This is a genomic window from uncultured Campylobacter sp. (genome assembly GCF_938015785.1).
In the GTDB taxonomy this organism is placed as follows: domain Bacteria; phylum Campylobacterota; class Campylobacteria; order Campylobacterales; family Campylobacteraceae; genus Campylobacter_B.
The window spans coordinates 1-21558 of record NZ_CALLWC010000016.1 but is presented as its reverse complement, the minus strand read 5'-3'; the positions used below and the strand labels follow the sequence as shown (position 1 = coordinate 21558).

Below are 21558 nucleotides of genomic sequence, written 5' to 3'. Positions count from 1 at the left end.
AATGAATTTTTGATTATTCGCGCAAATTCGGCGCGGCATCGGAATTTGAAATTTTTAAGAAGCGCAAAAGCTCTGCGCGGCAAGCGGAGAGCATTAAATTTACACTTCTAAGCACGCCTGGTTTTCACGTTTTTCTTTAGAAATTCCTCATTTTTATGAGGGTTGTAGCAAAATTTCACTATAATTTCGCAACATTTCAAAATCAGGCCGCGCACCGCGCGCGAAATTTAAAGTGGAGCAAAAAGGATAAAATTTGAAGATTTTTAAGCATATAAACGTCGCCCACTCGCCCGACGCGGATGATATTTTTATGTATAAGGCGATTGATTTTGGCTGGGTGAGCTCCAAAAATCTAAAGCTTAGCGCAACCGCGCTTGATATCCAGACGCTAAACGACGAGGCGCTAAAAGGCACCTATGAGGCCACGGCGATCAGCTTCGCGCTGTATCCGCTCATCTGCGACGAATACGCGCTTTTACGCACGGCGGTGAGCTTTGGCGAGGGCTACGGCCCAAAGCTAGTTAAGAAAAAGGGCGCGGTTTTAAAGCGAAATTTTAAGGTCGCGCTAAGCGGCAAACACACGACAAACGCCTTGCTTTTTCGCATGGCCTACCCGCAGGCGCGCATAGTTTATAAAAACTTTCTCGAGATCGAGAGCGCGGTTTTAAGCGGCGAGGTGGACGCGGGCGTGCTGATACACGAGAGCATTCTTGACTTTTCGGAAGAGCTTTGCGTGGAGCGCGAGATCTGGGATATCTGGAGCGAGCTAGCTGGCGAAAATTTGCCGCTACCGCTGGGCGGTATGGCGGTTCGCCGCAGCCTGCCTATAACGGACGCTATCGAGTGCGAGCGCGTATTAACCGAGGGCGTGCGCATCGCCACCGCGCATAAGCCGTTTTTATCGCATATGCTCCTCGAGCGAAATCTCATACGCGTGGACGACGCAAAGCTCGAAAAATATCTGAGCCTTTATGCCAACGAGGCCTCGATCGAGCTTTCGGGGGCGCAGATAAGGGCGATAGATAGGCTATTTGAGCTTGGTTACGAGCACGGATTTTACCCTGCGCCGCTTAGCGCGCAGGAGAATTTTATCCCGCGCGAATATAATGAGATCCGTTTTGCGGACTGCGGCGGGCAAAACCCAATGTAAAGCCGGGCGAGGTTAAAATTTGCGCGCAAATTTAACGCCGAGTTTGCCTCGGATCGCCGCCAAGTTCGTCAATCGACCGCGTGCTGTGGCGTCATTGTCGCGGTGCGATGTGCCGCGTTAATTTACGGCTACGCGGCGATGAAATTTTACACGCGGTGCTACATTGCGCGGCTGTATTTTGTGCCGCAGAGTGCGAGCTGCGCGTGTGACGTAGTGCGCCGCTGAAAATGTATCGCAATCGAGCTAAATTTAATCGCAGCAGCAGCGTTAAATTTTGAAATAGCGTTCGCGTTTCGCACCGTGCGGTGCGGTGGTATCGCTAAATTTTAAAACGATACGGGGCGAGCGGCAAGCGCGAAATTTAGAAATGAAATTTAAAAGGCAAAATTTTGAAAACAAAGCAGATAGATTTTAGCAAATACACCTCCGTGCGCATCGGCGGGAGCTTTGCGGTGCAAATTTTAAAGGACGAGGCCGATTGTGCGGAGTTTGAGAGTATCCGCGAGCGCGCGATCATCGGCGGCGGCAATAATCTACTCATCTCGCCCGCGCCGCCGCACCTTGCGATGCTAAGCGAGGAGTTCGACCGCATAAGCCTAAGCGGAGATGTCCTTAGCATCGGGGCTGCGACGAAGTCGGGCAAAATTTATAATTTCGCCAAAAAGCAGGGTCTTGGCGGCTTTGAGTTTCTGCGAAACATCCCGGGCACGCTCGGCGGGCTAATCAAAATGAATGCGGGGCTCGCCGGCGCTAGCATCAGCGATAGCCTGCTTGCCGTGCGCCTAACGCGCGGCTGGGTGGAGCGCGAGCGGATAAACTTCGGCTACCGAAGAAGCGGGATCGAGGAGCCGATTTTGGGCGCCGAGTTTAAAATTTCGCGCGGCTTTGATGCCGAACTCGCCGCGGATTTCGCCGCCAAACGCGCCAACCAGCCAAAGGGAGCTAGCTTTGGAAGCTGCTTCAAAAATCCGCCGAATGATGCCGCGGGCAGGCTGATCGAAGCGGCGGGATTAAAAGGCCACGCGATCGGCGGAGCGAAATTTAGTGAGCAGCACGCCAATTTCATCATAAATTTCGGCGGCGCAAGCTTTGAGGATGTGATTGCGCTCATAAATTTAGCGCAAAGCCGCGTTTTTGAGGAATTCGGTATCGAACTGGAAACCGAGGTCGTGGTGCTATAAAAGGAAATTCGTATATTTTGCTCCGACTAAACTTACTCGGTTGTCCATTCCGTCTTTTTGCACTGGATTTTTTTATGCTTTGAAATTTTAAAATACCGACGAAATCGTCAAATTTAAAAGCGCTCGAATACAGTGCGCCGATGATACTAACTGTCGTTTCATCGCTTAAAATAGTCGCTACAAAAATAGTCCGCAAAAGCAATCAATTTTATCCCGTTTATCTCGCCGTGAAAAACAGTTGTTGAATTTTGCGCGCCAAACCGACGCGGCCGTCTAAATCGGCGTTCCGTAACCGTCTAAGCGAGCAACGAATTTAGCTCAGATAGTAACCCACAAAAGCCGCGGCAGCAACGACGATAGTAAGCGCGGCCGTTAGTTTATATAGCCGCAAAGCTCCCGCGCAGCGACTTTTCATATCGCGGATTTTGGGCGGCTTGCTAGCTAAATTTAGCTCCGCAAGCGCCGCGTCAAATTTACCGCAATTTAGCCTCCCCTCCGCAAAATCTCTAAAAATCAACGTATCAAAATGCAGCCTAACGTGCAGATAAAATAGCCCCGCAAAAGCCGTCAAAAAGCTCGCAATCACGGCAAAATTCGTAAAAATCGTAAGACAGACGGCTAGCTGGAGTAAATTTAACAAGAAAAACAGCCTATGTGTCGCCAAAAACCTAGCTGTAACCAGCGCCAAGGCTCTATCGTCCGCCCTTTGGCGGCATTCCCGCTCCCCGTCTTGCGCCGCTTTTTTGCTTTGCTCCGCATTCGTCATTTTCTCTCCTCATTTTGGGCGTTTGTCTTTAGTTAAATTCTCGTTTGTTTTCGCCGAGAATTTTGCCATGCCGCTTGTTTCCAGCCTGTAGATTTTTTCAATTTGATCCCTCAAACCGGACTTGATCAAATTTGGCCCGCATCTATTTCGCGCTTAAATTTGCCGCTTCTTTACTCCGCTTTCAAATTTAGCTGGTGCGGACGGCTATCTGCTCTATCCGCTCGCGCAGCGAGCTAGCGACTGCAATCTTTTCTCGGCGAGATTTTAGTAAATTTAGCGCGTCCTCAAAACTAAATCCCGCGTAAATCACCATCCAAGCTAGCAGCACAGACGCGCTCCTGCCGTAGCCAAGCGCGCAGCACACTAACACCTTTTTATCGTTTTGTTCGGCGGCTCGTTCGTTTGAACCCGTGAGAATTTGCCCAACCTCGGCGATCTTGCTTTCGTTTGCCGAGCCGCACGTTTGCAAATTTACCCGCGAGCTCGCTTGCTCATGAAATTTAAAATCTCGCCCGTGCGCGCAGCCTGCCTTGGCGCTAAAATTTAATCCTAGCTCCGCCGCCCTTTGCGGTAAAGTTTCGCCGCCGCAAAGAGCCCTTTTTACGAGCCGTTCAAGCTCGCCCGCGCTGCGTTTTAGCTCGTCCGCGCTCGGCGTTATCATATCTAGCATAGGCACGCTCGCGTAAATTTGCGCGCCGCCAGGCCGCTCAAACTCGGCCGCGCAGTCTAGCACCGCGCCAAATTTGCCCGCCTGCTTAACCGAGCCTAGATACAGCCCGGGCAAAATCTCGTCTGAAAGCCGGCGTCCGCGCAGCCAAAAAAGAGCATTTAACCGAGCGACGCAAAGATAGGGAAAAAGTAAAGCTTTAGCAGCGGCGGCGTGACGGCCTTGCCCGTTTTTAGCAAAAACTCCCGCGCCCAAAAACGCGTAACCGCAAGCGACCAGCGCGAAACTAAGGCTCACCCAAGATAGCCACAGCATCCACGCGCCCCAAATTTTAGCTCCCAAAATCGCCGCAAAAAGCGTCATAAACGCAAGTCCTAGATATAGCGCCGCCCATTTGTAGCGAGCAGCCTCCCTAGCTATAGCGAAACCAAGCGGCGCGCCCTCTAGCGGGCGAATTAGTAGCACGAAACAACCGGCGGCTAACCCCGTCGGAATGTCGATAAAATGGTGCTGATACGTGGTCAGCACGCTAAGGCCGATGAGCGCAAACCACGCGACAAGCGCCGCCTTAAGCCAAACCGAGCGCGCCTTGCGAAGGTAAAATGCGCCCACCACGACGCAAAGTATGATGTGTAGCGAGGGAGCTTGATTAAACGGGAGGTCAAAGGCGGCGAGGCTTGAGAATAAAAAGCCGCTAAAGCCCGAAACCGCGGGCTTTTCCCACGACATTTGCAGAGGAAAAGCGATAAAAAACAGCGTCGCGATCATTTGAGCGACTAGCAGCTGCGTAACGTAGCGCGCGAGCTCCCCGGCGTCACGGCAGAGGAAAAATCCAAGCGCGTAGAGCAAATTTAGCGACCAGTACGGCACGATGCTCCACGCCCAAAACGGTAGCGCGCGCTCCCACGCGAAATAGATCTCCGGCACGTTCGCGCGAGCGCTCGCGAGGGCATTCGTGGCGCCGTAGCTAGCGTAAAATATCGCCGCAACGACGACTAGCGCGGCCAGCTGATATAAAAACGGTTTTGTTTTCATTTTTGCCTTTTTTGCTAATTCTATCAAATTTTAGCGGATTTGCGCTTTGGCGGCTTAATGGGCCGAGATCGCTCGCTTGACGCAAAAGGCGTAAAATTTACTCGCCGAGACCCGTATCTTTAAGGTGCTAAATTTTAGTTTTGTCAAATTTAAGATTCTCTAAATTTTTTTAGTTTTTCTTTTTCTTGGGTGGCGGAAGGGGTTTCTACTTACGAAGCGTCGCCCCTTCCGCCTCCCAAACCCCCACCTACCCCACTGCATGTGAGAGGTGGCGACACTGCTTTGCTGACGCAAAGCGTCGCAAGTTTAAATTTAGCATTTTTGAGGTGCAGGTCTCGGTGGGTAGAATTTGAAGCCGAAACAATAAGGCGAAGTATTTTGAGATCATTTTTGGGGTTTTGAAGTTAAAATTTGACGAAGATAAGGCATGTAGCCTATCGAGTCAAATTTTAACGAAATCCACAAAAAGCGCTCAAAAGACAAGCCGCAAAAGGCTAAATTTTAACAGCCAAACTCACGCTAAATATCCCATCCCCATCTATCCATTCGCGCACCTTTTTAAACCCCGCCTTTTCCACGAGCTGATCCATCTCGGCCTGACTGCGGCGGCGCATGATCCATGCAGCGCCCTGCCTGTGACTGGATAGAGCGCGCGCGATCATCTCGAGCTGCGGGTGCCACGGCTGGTTGGTGTAGATGAGGTAGCCGCCGCTTTTTACGCTACTTGCAAAGCCTTGTAGCGCGGTGCGCACGACCGAGTTATCAGGAAAAAGCTCAAACAGCCCCGACACGACGCCTAGCGTATATGCGCCCTGCAGACCCTCGTAACTAGCGGCTTCGAACGCATTTGCCTGCGTAAAGCTCGCGACGTCCTGTAGCCCGCGCTCTTTTATCATTTCGCCGCCGGCTTTTACGTTTATGTCGCTGTAGTCGCGTAGCGTTATGCGCTCAAATTTATGCCCCTGCGCGGCGTCTAGTATGTATCTGCCGTGCCCCGAGGCGATGTCTAGCAGTCGTAGCGGCTCGCCTCGCTCCTGCAGCTTTGCTACGGCTTGATCGATCGCTAGTTTGATATTTCGCTTGCGCTCTCTGATGCCGCGCCAGCCGATGGCATTTAGGTAAAATTTGTCGATAAATTTGAAAAATTTATTCGCCCCTTGCGGCTCGTTTCGGTAAACATAATCAAGCGTACTGCCGCTATCGTAGCCCGTATTTTCGCCCACTTTTAGCCCGCCGACCCACGGCGAGAGCGCCTGCATACCAACTCTTTGAAACTTAAACCACAAATTTTTCGGGTAAAATCTCGGCAGCGGCGTAGCCAGCCTATCGGCCTCCTCGCGGCTAAAGCCGTATTCGTCCGCGTGCGTGCAGTCCACCTCGCTAAAAGGCGCTCTAAAGCGCTCGCCGACGAACTCGCGCACTATCTCAAACGCCCTCTCCCGCTCGCTTTCGCCCAGCGTATCGTGGTAAAATCCATCTAAAACCTCGCGCCTCTTTACGCGCGCGCCAAGAGCGTTGTAAAACTCGTGCTGCAGGGCGTGCTCCACGACCCAATCATCGCCTGAAACCAGCAGCAGCGTAGGCGTCGTGATCGCGGCCGCGTCAGAGACCACGCGCTGCGCCGCTTCGTAAAGCCCAAGCAATATGCGCACCGAGATCGCGCGAGTGATGAGCGCATCGGCGTCGTAGCTGGCCTGACGCTGTTTGTCGTGAGTGAGATAGTGAGCCTTGACGTAGCTGTTTACGAAAAAATTTCCGCGGGCGCGGTAGATCGCCTTTAGCCCCGCCCTAGCAAACGGTACGTAAAGCTTCACGCTAAACGCCGGACTAGCTAGCACCGCGCAGCGAACGCGCACAGCGTAGTCGTGCAGCCACGCCGAGACCAGCACGGCGCCCACGCTCTGGGCTATCACGGCTAGATTTTGCGTCTCAAAGCCAAATCTCTGCTCGATATGCGCCACAAACTCGTCCACGTCGGCGATGAGGCGGCCGATACTCGGCGCATCGCCCCGCTCTCCGTCGCTCCTGCCGTGTCCGCGCTGATCCCAGGCAAAATAGCTAAAACTATCATCCGCCAGCCCGTCCGCTACGTGCGTCGTCCTGCCAGAGTGCTCGTGTCCGCGGTGAAATATCGCTACGGCTTTGGCATTCGGCGCGGCTTTAAATTTAAGATTTTGCTCGGCGTTTTCGCTCAAATTTGACGCGCCGCATTTGCCCGTTTCGTTTAAATTTGAGTCCGAGTTTTCGCCGCCGTTTGGTAAATTTTGCTCCTCAAATTTACCCGCGCCGCCAAAACCCGGCTCCGCATTTTCATCCACGCCGCCTGTTTGCTCGCCGGTCAAATTTGATGTTTCGTTTGCAGTTTGGACGCTCAAATTTGATCCGTCAAATTTGCCGTCCTCGCTCAAATTTACTTCATTTGCGCACGGGTTTTCGCACGCTACGTCCGCAGCCAGGCGGTATCTGTAAAATATCCTCGCCCCGTCGCTCGTTATAAAATAGCTCTCTTTAAACTCCATTTTTCGCCTTTCTTACTTAAATTTATCGATTTTTACGCTTATTTTATCCTAAAATGCCCCGTTATCTCGTACTCGTTTAGCACGTCCTCTTCCTGCGCGCCAAGCCCGATGTTGTGGATCACGAGCGGGGTTTTGCTGGCGGCAAAATTATCCGAAACTATGCCGATATGAGGCCTGCCGTTATCCAGCCGCCACGTCACGATATCGCCCGCCTTAAACTCGCCTTTCGCCTCGTAGCCTTTGCGTTTTAGGTAGGTGGCGATGTTTGGCACGCGGCGATGATCGATGTTTTTGTCGGTCTTTTTCGCGCCCCAGTTTTTTGGATAGGCGCTAAAATTTGCGCTCATATCCTCGTGGATGAGCCGCTGCAGATCGACACTCTGTCCACGCAGCGCCCTAACTACGACGTCGGTACAAACGCCTCTTATCATATCCACGTCGCCCATCGGATAGGCTAGCCTCTCGTACGAAGGATCGTAAAACAGCGTCCGTCCGACCTGCGCTCTAGCGTCTTGCACGAGCTTTTCGGCTGAAAATGCAAAGGCAAAATTTGCCGCGAGCGCTAAAAGTAAAATTTTGCTCCAAATTTTCATCAAAACCTCACGCGTAAAAATATCTAACTATGTGAAAAAATATCGGCGCCGCAAAGCACAGCGAGTCCATACGGTCAAGCATCCCGCCGTGCCCGCTGATCATATAACCCCAGTCCTTGACGCCTAGATCGCGCTTGATCGCAGACATAACGAGCCCTCCTAAAAAGCCCATCATACAAACGGCAAGCCCGATGAAAAACGCCCCCACCGCGCCAAAAGGCGTGAGATGATGCAGACACGCAGCCAGCGCGCTAGCGCTAAGAACCCCTCCCGCAAAGCCGACCACCGTTTTAGACGGGCTGATGCTAGGAGCGATCTTGCGCTTGCCAAAAAGCTTGCCCCAGATATACTGCAGCACGTCGCTTGATTGCACGACTATGATCAAAAATAGCATCAGCTCCATGCTGCTACCGCGCTCAAGATCCAGCAAAAGAAGCGCGGGGATGTGCGAGATACAAAACACGCAGATCATCAGCGCCCACTGGATCTTCGTCGAGCGCTCCAAAAAATAGGCCGCATCGCCGCAAATAGCCGCCAAAATCGGCAAAAACAAAAATCCGTAAACCGGGATAAATATCATCGCCATCGCGTACCAATCAGCGTAGATAAAGATATACTGCATCGGCAAAATCACGTAAAAGCACGCCACGAGCGCGATGTGATCGCCTCTGCGGATGTAGATGAGCGACAAAAACTCGCGCAAAGCGGCAAAAGATACGAGCAAAAACAAAAATATCACGGCGTTTTTGCCAAGATAAGTAAATGCAAAAATGACCAAAATCATCGCCCACCAGGCGTTTATGCGCGAGGTCAAATTTGAGACGGTTTTGTTCTCGGCGCCGAATTTCGCCTTTAGGATAAAGGCAATGGCGCTAGAGACGACTAGCACCGCGATGAGTCCTAAAAATAGATTTAAGATATGATTTTGCGGGTTCATTTTAGAGCCTTTTGGTTAAATTTGAAGCTAAATTTAACGCCTGCTTCGGAGCTATCCGAGCGAGTCAAATTTACGCGCGTTTGGTCTGCCGCGCGGACGGCTTGATCGGTTAAATTTTTTACGCGGTTTAAATTTGCGTTTGGGTCAAATTTGATTTGCGGCGAGGCGAGCGTTTTGATCCGGGTTTCGCGCTCAAATTTGACGTTTTTAGCCGCCGCTATAAAAGGCTCGCCGTCAAATTTGTCGTAAAAATCGGTCGCAAATTTTCCCGTCTTGCGTGGCGGATTTACGGGGCTTAAATTTACCGCTCTCGCCAGAGCCGCCAAATCAGGCTTTTGTTCTGTCATTTTGCATATCGCTCATCGCTAGCAGCGCGTCTTGCGCCTTTTGTAAAAACTCGCCCTTTCCCTCGCCGCCGTAGGTTATCTCCTCGCCCACTATCAGCTCGCAAAGCAGCGGAATAGGCACGAAAAAGCCCTTAGGCAGGACGTTTCGCGCGTTTTTGATCCATACGGGTACTAGCGGGACGTTAGGACACTGCTGCGCCAAACGGAAAATCCCGCTCTTAAACGGTTGCAACGCAAGGTCGTCGTTCATCTTGCGCGTGCCTTCGGGAAAGATGATGAGAGAGTGCGTCTGCAGCGCCTCGCTCATTTGCGTTAGCGCTTCTAGCGGATCTTTGTGGCGACTTATTAGCACCATGTTAAACACGTTTTTAGCAAGAAATCTGCGCACGGGTCCGCTTTCCCAGTACTCCGCCGCCGCGACGGGGCGCACGCGCTTTCTCACGCGGTAAGGCAGCGAGACGAAAATCAGCAAAAAATCGCCGTGGCTAGCGTGGTTTGCGTAGTAAATTTTAATGCCGTCGCCGATGTTTAAAAGCTCCTGCGGCGGTCTCACGCCCGTAATAAATATCGTGATGCGGCAAAGGATAAAATCAAGTGCGGCCGCTAAAAAATTTTTCATCTTGTATCCTTTTTACTCTTTTGTTTTTCAAATTCATTTTTTTTGACGTCCTCAATTTTACGATTGCGTGCGGCAAATGAGCTTCTTACCCGCCTCGCCGAAAACGAGCTAGACATAAATTTTAGGCGATTAAAGCAGATACGGTTTAAGTAATGCCTGCAATTTGCCGCTTTTTCTACTTGCCTTTGATTTCACCGACTTTGATAAAACGCTCGAAATTAACCGAGCACGTTTTGCACGCCTAGCGTCTTTTAAAATGTCTAAATTAAGCGGACAAATTCGCCGTGATATTTTATCCTCGCCTCAAAAAATCTCGTAAATTTAAACAAGATCAAATTTATAACGATTGCGTGCCCGCGTCGAGGCGAGCTTAAAACTTTTGCAATTATATCAAATTTAGGCGAATTTACCTTGCGTCGATTTTGGAGATAGATATTAAATTTATCCTCGTCCGAGGCGCCTTATTCCCCGCTTTTTAGTCCCATCCTCACGCGGTTTGCGCAAGTAAGCGCGAGTAAAAATATCGCGGCGTAAAGTACCCAGCTAAACCACTCCGGTAGTCGCCCAGATAGCGCATATACCGTACCGATAAGCCCGAATATAAACGCGCGGTCGCTCTTGCCCATAGGCCCGTCGTATCGCCTGCCGCAACCGTGCACCTGCCCTAGGACGCCCAAAAACTCACTCATAAAAGATAGAAAGATAACGAGCACGATAACGCCCCAGTCAAACGGCGCCACGAAGGCAAACGGCAGATACAGCGCGGCGTCCGAGATGACGTCCGTGGCTTCGTTTAGGTAGCCGCCCAGCGGGCTTTTTTGATTAAACTCGCGAGCCAGCATGCCGTCGATGGCATTTAGCGCCATACGCAAAAACATCCAAACGGGCAGCAGAAAGAATAGCGTCGAAATTTCGGCGAATTTTATCAGAAGTCCGCCCAGCAGAACGGAAATGACGCAGGCTGTGATCGTAACTTGATTTGCGCTGACGCCCGCGCCGTGAAGGCGTCTTACTAACGGACGAAGTAAATTTTGAAATTTGGGCTTTAACTCGTAAATCGTCATGAGAACTCCGAAAATTTGATTTTCGTATTGTCGCTTAAAAATGCTTGGAGGCAGATTAAATGTGTGGCCGGCTTTTGTGTAGGCTTTTTAATCGTCGATTTTTAAAAGCGTTAGGATGGCGAAATGAACGATGAAAATATAAGTAAATTATCTCTTCTATCATTGCCGTGATCGGCACTCAATTTTTTTGACGCGGGCTCGCGACGGTAAAAGTAGTATTTGTGGCACGATGATAGGCAGCGTGGTAATCTCCATTATGGAAAGCGTACGGCGCAATCATCGTCATATCAGTATCCATCTTTGCTCAACTCCTCTATGCGGACCGCAAAAATTTATAAACCGCATGGGATTTCATCGCGATAGATTTCAAACTTCGCTCTCCGCCGAAAATGTAATAGACCTTGTCGCGAAAATTCTAAATCATAGCGGCGCCGAGCCAGAAAGAGTACTTTTAAATTTTAAAATTCCACGGCGGTGCAAAGCCTCTGTATTTGCGGATTTAAAGTCAAATTTAAAATTTAATCTAGCCAGATATTTTCGTTTAATTTTAGACTTTTTACTATGGAGAGAAAGAATAAAAGCTCGTGCTTGATAGACGCGGCGGGATCGAAACTAAGTACGCTGCGATCTACGCTAGGCTCGAAACTATCGTATCCCGTGCGGATGAAAATATAGACGTTTCTACCGAAAAAGCTTAATCTGATCGGTCTGCCGGCACCGCTTCTAAAGCGAAGCAAGCGCCGCATAAAGGCGGGCGTGAGGGCATACATTGCAGACACTGCATCGGCGCTATATACGCTAAATGCGGAGCTAAACTCGCTATCGTCCATCGCAATCTTCTTAAGTCCGCCAAGTGTTGGTCTCGCGCTGAGCGAAGGCAGGATCACGGCCACCGAGTTTATGCACTTTTTAAATTCCGCGTAGAAAAATATCCCCCTGCTGCTACGTCGTTCGTCAGTATGAGTCACGCAAACATCCGCAAAGCTGAAAAATACTCCGTCATAGACGCCGGAAATTTTATCTTCGCAATCAAAATAGCTTATGCCGTCCACAAATAGGCCGCTAGCGCGCAGATACGCCGGCCGAAACGAGCCTGAAATTTCGTAGCGATAACCTAGGCTTGCGATATATGGCGCGATATATTGGTGTTTAAAGGCGCGGACGAATTTTTTGGATCTGTTGTATTTGATCCGCTCCAGCGCGGCATCCGCGATATTAAACAAAGAAAGGCAGATGGTTACGAGTGCGATGACGAAGCGCAAGGTATCATTCTCGCACATCTCTACGCCTTTGGCAAGCATCCACAGCAAGGTGCAAAAGATAAATACGCGCACTATATTTGCATCTTTATTCACTACTCTATAAGAGATGCTGCCGCAGCTAAATACCACTATGATCCAGCAGAGGCCTACTGCTGCTTCTTGATCTCTAAAATTGAAAAATAGCCACAGCGCCGAGGCTAGCACCGCTAGTACTATTATCGAAAACGCCGTACCTTTGTGCCGCTCCGCCTCATCCAGGATGCTAAGTCTTAGTTTTTCCAGTTCGTTTGCGGTCATCTTTCTCTTTCTAAATTTATCGAAGCAAATTTTAAAATTTAGCCTCGAACCGCTCCTAAATTTAAAGGACTAAGCTTTAAAATTTACAAAATTCCGCGGAACTTCGCTCTTTAAATTTAGCGCGAATTTCCGCGCTAAATTTAGCTTTGGCACAAAATTTCTACGATCACTTGCGGCAATAGCTCATGTTCGATCTCATGGATTTTGGCCTCATAAGCTTCAAGGCTCATTCCTGCGCTCTTTTCAAACGCGCGCTGAGCGATGATTTTACCGCCGTCTAGCTCCTCGCTGACCCAGTGCACGCTCACGCCGCCCACCTTCATATCGCTCTCAAAGCTCTGCTCTATCGCGTGCGCGCCCTTAAAAAGCGGCAGTAGCGACGGGTGCAAATTTATCGCGCGAACCCTGCTCGTAAAAACGGGCGTGAGAATCCGCATAAAGCCCGCAAGCACCGTAAGCTCCGCGCCGCTTTTTTCGATCTCGCGCACGAGTGCGGCGTCGAATTCCTCGCGGCTAGCAAAATCTTTGTGATTTAGGATCACGCTTTTAAGCCCGAATTTTGCGGCTTTTGCTATGCCTCCCGCATCCGCTTTGTTGCTTAGCGTTAGCGCGACTTCAATCTTGGTTTCGCCGAAAATTTTGCCGTGCAGCTTCTGCAGGATCGCCTCCAAATTTGAGCCGTTGCCGCTAAAAAGCACGGCGAGCTTTTTCACAACCATTTTACCTCCTCGATGAGATCGAGCGGACTTAGCGCGTAGGAGTTTTTGGCGAAGGCTCGCGCGGCGAGCGCGTGGGCTAGGACGCCGCAGATTGAGGCTTGCAGAGGCGGGTAGCCTTGCGCGAGCAGCCCGCCGATGAGCCCTGCGAGTACGTCGCCGCTGCCGCCCTTTGCGAGCGCGGCGCTGCCCTTGTCGCAGACATAAATGACGCCAGCTTGCGCGATGAGCGTGTTTGCGCCCTTTAGCACGAGCACGCCGCTAAATTTCTCGCTCCATGCCCGCGCAAGCTCGAAGCGCCGCTCTTGCAACTCGCTCACGCTAAGATCTGTGATGCCCGCGATCTTTAAAAGCGAGCAAAACTCCTTCGGATGGGGCGTTATGATTAAATTTGAATTGGCGTTTAGTAAGCTTAAAATTTCGCTATCGTAGCACAGATCGGCGTCGATGACGCAGCTTTTGCCTCGCAGCGCGGCAAGATCGATCTTCCGCTCCCCGAGACCACAACCGCAGACTACCACCCGCGCGTGCTCAAATGAGCTTTTTTGCATCAAAATCGGGCTTAGATTTAACGGCTCATCGCTAACGACGCTAACGAGCCCGCTGCCGATGGCGTGAGCCGCCAGAGCCGCCATCTGCGCCGCTCCGCTCATCTGTCCGCTTATGACGTAGGTGTGCCCGAAGTCGCCCTTGTTGGTGTTTTGCTTCCTGCGTAGCGGTAGCTTCAGATCGCTTTTTTGAAGCAGAAAATATTCGCTCCGCTCTTCGAAATTTGAGCGCGAAATTCCAAGATTTGCGACCTTGATCCGCCCTACCTGATCCTTCGCGCCGTCCGAAAACAGCGCGAGTTTGAGCGCTCCCATCGCGATCGTCAGATCCGCGCAAAAGGCAGCTCCTAAAATGCGCCCGCTTTTATCGATGCCGCTTGGGATATCGACTGCGATTTTTAGGGATTTTGAGCTATTTGCGAGAGATAAAATTTCACAAATTTCAGAGCTTAAGGCTTTGTTTAAACCGCTGCCGAAAATCCCGTCGATTATGCAGTCTGCGCTTGTAATCTCATCGTGCAGGACGCTTAGCTTGCCGCACTCGTTGCCTAGTTTGCGGCACTCGCCGTTGCGTCCAGCGATCTCAAATTTAGTGCTCGTAAATTTCGTGCTTAATTTATCGCCGCTGCCTGAAACGTCCGCGCCGCTTAGGCTTTCGCCCTCGCGCCGCGGCTCGCTCGCGCCCTTTAAAGAGAAGCCGCCTGCGCTTTCATGCGCGCAGGCATCCTTGCTAGACGCGTCCTCTACGTGCCCGCAATCGTCTTTCGCGCTCGCGATACCAATAAACTTAACGCCCGCAGCCTGCGCCGCATCAGCTTGAAATTTGCCAGCCGCGCTTCTATTTTCCAGCACGCAAAGCGCAGTGCAGCTAAAATCGCCGCTTAGCTTTCGTAGCGCCGCCATCGCGTCGGCGCCGTTATTTCCGCCGCCGCAAAGCGCCAAAACGCGCGAGCCCTTTTTGAGCCGTTTTCTGATCTCGCCCTCGATCCTGCCGGCGGCATTTTCCATTAAAATTTGCTCGCCAAGTCCAAATTTTGCGCTAGCTCGCGCGTCGAGCTCCTCGGTGCTAAAGAAAATTTTTTTCAAATTTCGCTCCTTATGCGAAAGCTAAGAGCCTCCAAAATATGCGCCTTAGCGATGATTTCGGCGCCTGCTAGATCGGCGATCGTGCGCGCGAGCTTTAGCGTCTTATTCACGCCGCGCTGCGAAAGATCGTAGCGGGTGATCGCCATTTGCAAAACATCCCGCGCAGCGCTTTCGCAGACGCAAAATTTTTCGGTTTCCTCGTCGCGCAGCTTTGCGTTTAGCTCGCTCTGTCCGCGAGCCTTTTGCGCGCGAAATGCCCGCAGCACCGCATCTGCCATCTCCTCGCTACAAACGTCGCTTCTGTCGTCCGCGCCAGTCTCGTCCATCGCGACATATATGTCGATGCGGTCGAGCAAGGGCGCGGAGATCGTGTTTTTGTAGCGCCTGATGTCGTTTAGCGAGCAGGTGCAGGTGAGGTTTTTGGAGAATAGATTTCCGCACGGGCAGGGATTTTGCGCCGCTACGAAGATAAATTTCGTTTGGTATTCGACCTTGGAATTTACGCGCGAAATCAAAATTCTATTATCCTCCAGTGGCTCGCGCAGGCTTTCTAAAATTTGCTTGCCGAAGTGCGGCAGCTCGTCGAAAAACAGCTCGCCGCCGTTTGCAAGCGCGACCTCGCCGATTTTTGCACCGCTACTGCCGCCGCCGAAAATCGAGCTGCGCGTGCTGGTGTGGTGTGGCGAGCGGAAGGGGCGCAGCGCGCTAAAATCGACGTCTTTGTTATTTAGCGACTCGTAAGCGCACGAGAGCAGCACTTCGCTCAGGCTCTGCGGCGGTAGAATTCTGGCTATCCGCTTGGCGCACATGCTTTTGCCGCAGCCGGGACTGCCCTCGAAGAGGATGTTGTGCATGCCGCATGCGGCGATCAGGCTCGCGCGCTTGGCGCGCTTCTGTCCTTTGACGTCTTTGAAATTTAGCGAAAAATCGCGGTTGGGAACGTAAATTTGCTCATCAATCTCCACGACATTTTTAAAAAGCGGATGGGTTTCTCGCATTAGCTTGCTTGCGGCAAACTCCTCGTCTAAAAAAAATCTGACCGCATCGCTTAGGCTATCCACCGCATAAACGTCGTAGTTTGGGATCGTGCAAGCCTTTAGAGCAATGCTTTGTGGCACTAAAATTTTAGCACGCTTCACCTTCGTGCTTAAAAAAAGTAGGATCGAAAAGAGGCTCGCTGTACTCTTTAAGCTGCCGTCTAAACCGAGCTCCCCGAAGACGAAGAAATCGCCGTCGATGCGCTCTTTTTGCAGCGCGATGAGAAGCGCGATCGCAAGATCGAAGTGCGAGCCGTTTTTGGGCGTGTCGGAGGGGGAGAGATTTATGATGATTTTGGATGCGGGAAATTTAAAATTTAAGCTCATAAGCGCCGCTTTTACGCGACTTTCGCTCTCTTTTATCGTAGCGCCCGCAAGGCCAACGATATTAAATCCCGGCAGCCCCCGCACGAATGTCGACTCAACCTCTACGGGGATCAGAGCATCCGTGAAGGCAGCGCATTTTAGGGATTTCATTTCGATTTTTCTTTTAGGCTTTTTTTGAATTCTTTATCAAATTTTTTGCGTTTATTGTATCCGATGCGCTCGATAAAAAGATGTCCGTCGAGGTGGTCCATCTCGTGCTGGATACAGACGGCTAGCAGCTCGCTAGCGTCCATTTGCTGGGTATTGCCGGCGCGGTCTTGAAACTGCACCGTGATAAACTCGGCGCGCGTGACGTCCTCATAAAAGCCGGGTACCGACAAGCAGCCCTCCTGGTAAACGACCTCGCCTTCCTTTTTTAAAATTTGCGGATTGATGATCTCGATGAGGTCTTTTTTGTCTTGGATTTTTTCCTCATTAGCTAAATTTATAATCAAAGCGCGCACGGGCCTGCCTACCTGGATGGCGGCAAGGCCTATGCCGTTTTTTGCGATCATCGTCTCATACATATCGTCCAAAAGCTCGCCCAGCGCCGCGTCGAATTTCACGACCTCGGTCGATCTTTGATAAAGCTTTTTATTCGGATAGGTAAGGACGTCCAGGATCATCTATTTAAAGCTCTTTTGAAGTACTTGATCAATCAAGCCGTATTGCACGGCATCCTCGGCGCTCATAAAAAAGTCGCGATCGGTGTCCTTTTCGACCCGTGCGAGATCTTTGCCGGAATTTTGCGAAAGGATGCCATTTAAAATTTCTTTCATTCGTAAAATTTCTTTGGCTTGGATCTCGATGTCGGTAGCCTGACCCTGCGCGCCGCCGAGTGGCTGGTGGATCATTATGCGCGAGTTTGGAAGCGCGTAACGTTTGCCTTTGGCTCCGCAGCTTAGCAAAAACGCTCCCATCGACGCCGCTTGCCCGATACAGATCGTGCTAACGTCCGGTTTGATGTAATTCATCGTGTCATAAATGCTAAATCCGCTCGTAACCACGCCGCCCGGGGAGTTGATGTATAGATAGATATCCTTATCGGGATCCTCCGCTTCCAAAAACAGAAGCTGCGCGACGATCGAGCTTGCCACTGCGTCGTCGATCTCGCCGCTAAGCATTACGATACGATCTTTTAGCAGTCTCGAGTAGATGTCGTAGCTGCGCTCTCCGCGACTAGTTTGTTCGATAACGTAAGGAATCACCATCTATTCGCCCTTCTCTTCTTTTTTGCCCTGTTTGGAGAAAATATCGTTGAATAGCTTCTCCTCGATCAGCGCCATTTTGACGGCCGGCAACATGCCGTTGTTGCGGTACCTATCTAGGTGCTCTTTCGGGTTTGCGCCGTAGGTGTAGGCCTCCATATAGACCGCTTGGACGAGCTCCTGATCGCTTACGTCGATATTGCGTTTTTTAGCTAGCTCGTCGATTAAGAATGTAAGTTTTACGCTGTTTTCGGCAGCCTTTCTAAACTCTTCGCGTTTTTTGTCCAGGGCGTCTTTATTGTTTTTAAATTCCTCGATCTGCTCTTTTGAAAAGCCGCTCCAGGCGTTGTTAAACTGCAAATTTATCTCCTGCTCAACGATTGCTTTTGGAAGCGCGAAGTTAAATTTCTCGGCGAGCGCGTCGGCAAATTTAGGCTTTAGATCCTCATTTATTAGCTTTTGAAGCTTATCGTTTTTGATGCGCTCTTTGATGCGCGCTTCAAATTTCTCCTTGCTCGGCTCTTTCTCGCCCGGAAGCGCTTGCTTTAGCTCCTCCTCGCCGAGCTCTTTGGCAGGTTTTTTAGCCTGAATTTCGTGAAGCTTGACTTTAAAGATCGCGTCCTTGCCGGCTAAATTTTTTGCACCGTAATCTTGCGGAAATTTAACCGCCACGTCGCGCTCCTCGCCCACTCTAAGTCCGATCATACCGTCTTCAAAGCCGGGGATAAATTGATTTGAGCCGATCTGAAGGACGTAGTCCTCGGCCTTGCCGCCGTCGAATGGCTTGCCGTCCACGAAGCCTTCGAAGTCGAATTTTGCAAAATCGTCTTTGGCTAGAATTTTTTTATTGGTTTTAGAAAGCGGAGCGATCGTCTGCAAAAATTCCGCCACTTTCTCGTCGATCTCTTTTTGGGTAACGCGCGGGCTGCTAAACTTAGGAATCAGCTCCTCGTACCCCTCGACGCTAACCTCGGGTCTGAAAGAAATTTCGATCTCGACGTCAATGTCACCTTCTTTTTCGTCAAATTTAGAAAAGACCGGCTCAGATAAAATTTCATCTTGTTTTTTCTTTAAAATTTTAAGAGACTCGTCGATCATATTTTTAAGAAGCTCCTGCTTTGCGTCGCCCTCAAGCTGCTTGCCGTATCGCTTCAAAACTACCGCGGTAGGCACTTTGCCCTGTCTAAATCCGTCGATTCTTAGCTGCTTGGAGGCCTTTTTGGCTAGCTCTTCTACTTTGGCTGCGATCTGCTTTGCTTCAATCTTGCTCGCAGCGACCGCATTCGCGGCGTCTTTCATTTTTGCTTTTACTTCCATAAAATTCCTTTAAAAAATTTAAAAATAGCTCGTAATATATCAAAAAATTTCTTATTTAAAGTATAAATTCCTAAAATTTACCGAGCCTAAGCGGCTCGCGGCTTTTAAATTTTAAAATTTTAAGAGCCCGCCTTGAAATTTAAAGCGGGACTAAGGCTAAAATTTTACCGATACGTTAAACATAAACTGCCGCGCGTAGCCCATTTGAATAGGTATCACGCTCGTAGTCGTGCCGGTCGAGGATGAGGTATAGTATTTTTTGTCGGTCAAATTTTTGACGTTGAACGAAAAATTCGTATCATAGCCCAAAATTTTAGTATCGTAGCTCACGAAGGCGTCATAAACTACGGCATGAGGCAGCTTAAACGCCGTTCCTGCAGGCACGCTCGGTAGGTTCGTGCGCATATAGTAGGTGTACCACGAGCCGAAGTATCGCGCGCCGCCGCCAAGCCTAAGCCCCTTTGCGCCTAGATGCGCAAAATCGTAGTTGGCAAATAGGCTTGCTTGGTGCTTCGGCGTCGCTTCCAGCGGTTTGCCGATTAGCACCGCAAAAGCGCCGTCGTCCTCGCGCACCCTCGTTTTGGTGTATGCGTAGCTTGCCGACATGCTAAGTCCCTGCGTCACGCGCCCGTTTATATCGAGCTCAAATCCTCGCGAGCGAGCCTTGCCGATCGTCTCGCTTATATTATTTACCGTTCGCAGGATGTTTCTTTTATCGATATTAAACACCGCCGCGCCTGCAGTGACGCGATCGTTTTGAAATTTAGTGCCGAGCTCCACGGATTTGCCTTCCTCCGGCTTTAGATCGCCGCCTATCGCCTCGCCTATGGACATCTGCGGTGTGAAGCTTTGCGAGTAGTTAGTATATACTGACCACTGCGGGCTTAACAGGTACAAAAGCCCGCCCTGATAGGTCGTAGCGGCCTTTTTCTGATCGGTGTTGTTCGGTCCTTGCCAGCTTTGTTTGGCTACTTGATCGTAAAATTCCCTACGCACGCCCAAAGAAAGTATTAACTCGTCGGTTAAATTTATATTATCTTGGGTGTAAAGACCGATCGTTCTTAGCTTTTGATATTGTATTTTTGGCTCTCTATCGTTCGTTAAGACGGCGCCCGAAGCGGTCTGTCCGGTAAGCATATTGATGCGTCCAGCGGTGCCTTTTAGCGCGCCCGGGCGGTATCTGTAGTAGTTTTTGTAATCCGTGCCGAAAAGAACGTCGTGCTTAAGCGGGCCCGTTTCAAATTTGCCGTTTAGCGTGACGCTTGCTGCGTGCGTGCGGTGTATGAAATTATCGTAGTAGTTATACGATCGCGTCGTGCCGGTAAGGCCTTGGGGCGTGAATGGATTGTTCGGACGGACGTAGCCGTATTCGTGCTTGCTGCGCGAGAAAGCGTAGGCACCTTTTAATATCCAATCCTCGTTAAATTCCTTCTCAAAGCCCAAATCAACCGTATCGAGCTTGCTTTGTAGTTTATTTACCGGCTCGTCGAAGCGGACTTTGCCGCTGCCGTAAATTTTACCCGTACTCGGCACCAAAAACGCGCCGCGATCCACCGGATCGGTAGAGCGGCTATGGGTGTAGCCTAAGCTTATCGAATAATCATCTCCTTGATACGCAAGCGACGGCGCAAAGAGCGTGTTTTTTATACCGCCGAAGCTTCGCCAATAATCCTTCGCGTAGTAATCGAATATCAATCTATACGCAAAGCCGCTATCTGCGATCGGCCCTGTAGTATCAAATCCAGCGTCCCAATAGTTGCGGTTGCCCAGCCCGCCCCAAAGCTCATTTATAAACTCATACTGTGGCTTTTTAGTTACCATGTTTATGACGCCGCCCGGTTGCTGCGCACCGTAGAGCATGCTCGCGGGCCCTTTTAGAACCTCGACGGATTGAATAGTTTTATTGTAGTTGTGCATCACGGCGCCCGGTACGCCGTTACGCATAATCGAGCCGTCGCGACCCTCGCCGAAGCCGCGCTTGATGATCGCATCGAAAATATTTCCCGTCGTATTTGCGTAGCTTATGCCGCTTACGTTTTGTAACGATTCGGCTAGGGTCTCTGGCTTTTTGTCCTTTAGATGCTGCTGCGTTACGACATTTACGGTTTGCGGAATTTCTAAAATTCTCTTAGTCGTCTTGCCGATTTCGCTGCGTACGGCGCGGTAGCCGTCGTCGTTATTCGCCCATTCTACGACCTCGATATCGCCTAGGTTTTCGCCCGAGGCGGAGTTTGCTGCGGTGTTTTGTTCGGCGCAAGCAAAAGAAAAAAGCGCCAAAGCCGCGCCAAAACTCATCTTAAATTTCATTACCGAACTCCTTTTAGATAAAGCTTATCGAAACGGCGGATTTTAAACAAAAATTTCTTAAATTTAAATATATTATCATTAACATAATGAGATTGATAAAATTTCGCGCGAAATTTTAAAATTTATCAGCGTTATAAAAGGCGTTTTTGAGTAATATCGCGCATCGATCTTTAAGGAATTACTAAAAATGGACGAAAAAAGCCGAGCGAAATTTGAAAACTGCGTGTCGCAGATGCTTGAAATTTTAGGCGAGGATCCGAAGCGCGACGGGCTTGCAAAGACGCCTGAGCGCGTAGCTAAAGCCTATGAGTTTCTAACTAGCGGCTACGAGCTGGACCCAAAAGAAATTTTAAACGACGCGCTGTTTGAGAGTAGCAACAACGAGATGGTTTTGATAAAAGATATAGAATTTTATAGTCTCTGCGAGCACCATCTGCTGCCCTTCCACGGAACGGCGCACGTGGCCTACATCCCCGGGCCCGAGGGGAGGGTGACGGGGCTGAGCAAGGTGGCGCGGCTCGTGGACGGCTACGCCC

Annotated in this window: 19 protein-coding genes; 3 read left to right on the top strand and 16 right to left on the bottom strand. The window is 50.4% G+C overall.

Features of this window, described 5'->3' with window-relative positions; translation table 11 throughout:
* Positions 1–253 precede the first annotated feature (253 nt).
* Positions 254–1150, top strand: coding sequence for a menaquinone biosynthesis family protein (locus Q0393_RS02025; protein ID WP_298977492.1), 897 nt, complete (start codon positions 254–256; stop codon positions 1148–1150).
* 389 nt (positions 1151–1539) lie between these two features.
* Complete coding sequence (locus Q0393_RS02020; protein ID WP_298977490.1) at positions 1540–2331, top strand: UDP-N-acetylmuramate dehydrogenase; 792 nt, start codon at positions 1540–1542, stop codon at positions 2329–2331.
* Positions 2332–2644: 313 nt separating this feature from the next.
* On the opposite strand, the gene Q0393_RS02015 is transcribed toward Q0393_RS02020, so the two are convergent.
* The 16 genes from Q0393_RS02015 to Q0393_RS01940 all read right to left on the bottom strand — a co-directional run bounded on the left by Q0393_RS02015 (position 2645) and on the right by Q0393_RS01940 (position 21022).
* Positions 2645–3097 carry a hypothetical protein gene (locus Q0393_RS02015; RefSeq protein ID WP_298977488.1) on the bottom strand — a complete coding sequence of 151 codons (453 nt, stop codon included), beginning with the start codon at positions 3095–3097 and terminating at the stop codon, positions 2645–2647.
* A gap of 187 nt (positions 3098–3284) precedes the next feature.
* Positions 3285–4799: a phosphatase PAP2/dual specificity phosphatase family protein gene (locus tag Q0393_RS02010; protein WP_298977487.1), complete on the bottom strand. Its 1515-nt coding sequence runs from the start codon at positions 4797–4799 to the stop codon at positions 3285–3287.
* A 494-nt stretch (positions 4800–5293) separates the two neighbouring features.
* The gene (locus Q0393_RS02005) at positions 5294–7318 is read right to left on the bottom strand and encodes a bifunctional alpha/beta hydrolase/class I SAM-dependent methyltransferase (RefSeq protein WP_298977486.1); all 2025 of its coding nucleotides are present in this window, start codon (positions 7316–7318) and stop codon (positions 5294–5296) included.
* A gap of 38 nt (positions 7319–7356) precedes the next feature.
* Positions 7357–7911 (bottom strand): DUF1287 domain-containing protein, encoded by a 555-nt coding sequence (locus Q0393_RS02000; protein ID WP_298977485.1) that lies wholly within the window; start codon positions 7909–7911, stop codon positions 7357–7359.
* Positions 7912–7918: 7 nt separating this feature from the next.
* On the bottom strand, positions 7919–8848 hold the full coding sequence (locus Q0393_RS01995; protein ID WP_298977483.1) for a phosphatidate cytidylyltransferase: 930 nt from the start codon (positions 8846–8848) through the stop codon (positions 7919–7921).
* Positions 8845–9195: a hypothetical protein gene (locus Q0393_RS01990; protein WP_298977480.1), complete on the bottom strand. Its 351-nt coding sequence runs from the start codon at positions 9193–9195 to the stop codon at positions 8845–8847. The genes Q0393_RS01995 and Q0393_RS01990 overlap by 4 nt, the downstream gene beginning before the upstream one ends.
* Entirely contained in the window at positions 9176–9814 is a 639-nt protein-coding gene (locus tag Q0393_RS01985; RefSeq protein ID WP_298977478.1) for a 1-acyl-sn-glycerol-3-phosphate acyltransferase, read from the bottom strand. The genes Q0393_RS01990 and Q0393_RS01985 overlap by 20 nt, the downstream gene beginning before the upstream one ends.
* A 461-nt stretch (positions 9815–10275) precedes the next feature.
* On the bottom strand, positions 10276–10878 hold the full coding sequence (locus Q0393_RS01980; RefSeq protein ID WP_298977476.1) for a CDP-alcohol phosphatidyltransferase family protein: 603 nt from the start codon (positions 10876–10878) through the stop codon (positions 10276–10278).
* 518 nt (positions 10879–11396) lie between these two features.
* Complete coding sequence (locus tag Q0393_RS01975; protein ID WP_298977475.1) at positions 11397–12437, bottom strand: DUF3137 domain-containing protein; 1041 nt, start codon at positions 12435–12437, stop codon at positions 11397–11399.
* 140 nt (positions 12438–12577) lie between these two features.
* Positions 12578–13156, bottom strand: coding sequence for a phosphoribosylglycinamide formyltransferase (gene purN, locus Q0393_RS01970; protein ID WP_298977473.1), 579 nt, complete (start codon positions 13154–13156; stop codon positions 12578–12580).
* Entirely contained in the window at positions 13147–14787 is a 1641-nt protein-coding gene (locus Q0393_RS01965; protein ID WP_298977472.1) for an NAD(P)H-hydrate dehydratase, read from the bottom strand. The genes purN and Q0393_RS01965 overlap by 10 nt, the downstream gene beginning before the upstream one ends.
* Positions 14784–16301 (bottom strand): YifB family Mg chelatase-like AAA ATPase, encoded by a 1518-nt coding sequence (locus Q0393_RS01960; protein ID WP_298977471.1) that lies wholly within the window; start codon positions 16299–16301, stop codon positions 14784–14786. The genes Q0393_RS01965 and Q0393_RS01960 overlap by 4 nt, the downstream gene beginning before the upstream one ends.
* Positions 16298–16816 carry a peptide deformylase gene (def, locus tag Q0393_RS01955; RefSeq protein WP_298041353.1) on the bottom strand — a complete coding sequence of 173 codons (519 nt, stop codon included), beginning with the start codon at positions 16814–16816 and terminating at the stop codon, positions 16298–16300. Before def ends, Q0393_RS01960 begins: the two co-directional genes overlap by 4 nt.
* Positions 16817–17401, bottom strand: a complete 585-nt coding sequence (clpP, locus tag Q0393_RS01950; RefSeq protein ID WP_298977469.1) for an ATP-dependent Clp endopeptidase proteolytic subunit ClpP — start codon at positions 17399–17401, stop codon at positions 16817–16819.
* The gene (gene tig, locus Q0393_RS01945) at positions 17402–18715 is read right to left on the bottom strand and encodes a trigger factor (protein ID WP_298977467.1); all 1314 of its coding nucleotides are present in this window, start codon (positions 18713–18715) and stop codon (positions 17402–17404) included. It abuts the gene before it with no gap.
* 156 nt (positions 18716–18871) lie between these two features.
* The gene (locus Q0393_RS01940) at positions 18872–21022 is read right to left on the bottom strand and encodes a TonB-dependent siderophore receptor (RefSeq protein WP_298977466.1); all 2151 of its coding nucleotides are present in this window, start codon (positions 21020–21022) and stop codon (positions 18872–18874) included.
* Positions 21023–21209: 187 nt separating this feature from the next.
* Between Q0393_RS01940 and folE the strand changes: the two genes are divergently transcribed.
* On the top strand, positions 21210–21558 hold a 349-nt coding region (gene folE, locus Q0393_RS01935), incomplete at its 3' end, for a GTP cyclohydrolase I (RefSeq protein WP_298977464.1).

Coding starts and splice junctions, on each gene's coding strand:
- Q0393_RS02010 (WP_298977487.1), bottom strand. CDS start 4,799: ATGAAAACAAAACCGTTTTTATATCAGCTGGCCGCGCTAGTCGTCGTT.
- Q0393_RS01990 (WP_298977480.1), bottom strand. CDS start 9,195: ATGACAGAACAAAAGCCTGATTTGGCGGCTCTGGCGAGAGCGGTAAAT.
- Q0393_RS01975 (WP_298977475.1), bottom strand. CDS start 12,437: ATGACCGCAAACGAACTGGAAAAACTAAGACTTAGCATCCTGGATGAG.
- Q0393_RS01940 (WP_298977466.1), bottom strand. CDS start 21,022: ATGAAATTTAAGATGAGTTTTGGCGCGGCTTTGGCGCTTTTTTCTTTT.
- Q0393_RS02015 (WP_298977488.1), bottom strand. CDS start 3,097: ATGACGAATGCGGAGCAAAGCAAAAAAGCGGCGCAAGACGGGGAGCGG.
- Q0393_RS01995 (WP_298977483.1), bottom strand. CDS start 8,848: ATGAACCCGCAAAATCATATCTTAAATCTATTTTTAGGACTCATCGCG.
- Q0393_RS02000 (WP_298977485.1), bottom strand. CDS start 7,911: ATGAAAATTTGGAGCAAAATTTTACTTTTAGCGCTCGCGGCAAATTTT.
- tig (WP_298977467.1), bottom strand. CDS start 18,715: ATGGAAGTAAAAGCAAAAATGAAAGACGCCGCGAATGCGGTCGCTGCG.
- clpP (WP_298977469.1), bottom strand. CDS start 17,401: ATGGTGATTCCTTACGTTATCGAACAAACTAGTCGCGGAGAGCGCAGC.
- Q0393_RS01985 (WP_298977478.1), bottom strand. CDS start 9,814: ATGAAAAATTTTTTAGCGGCCGCACTTGATTTTATCCTTTGCCGCATC.
- def (WP_298041353.1), bottom strand. CDS start 16,816: ATGATCCTGGACGTCCTTACCTATCCGAATAAAAAGCTTTATCAAAGA.
- Q0393_RS02005 (WP_298977486.1), bottom strand. CDS start 7,318: ATGGAGTTTAAAGAGAGCTATTTTATAACGAGCGACGGGGCGAGGATA.
- Q0393_RS01960 (WP_298977471.1), bottom strand. CDS start 16,301: ATGAAATCCCTAAAATGCGCTGCCTTCACGGATGCTCTGATCCCCGTA.
- purN (WP_298977473.1), bottom strand. CDS start 13,156: ATGGTTGTGAAAAAGCTCGCCGTGCTTTTTAGCGGCAACGGCTCAAAT.
- Q0393_RS01980 (WP_298977476.1), bottom strand. CDS start 10,878: ATGACGATTTACGAGTTAAAGCCCAAATTTCAAAATTTACTTCGTCCG.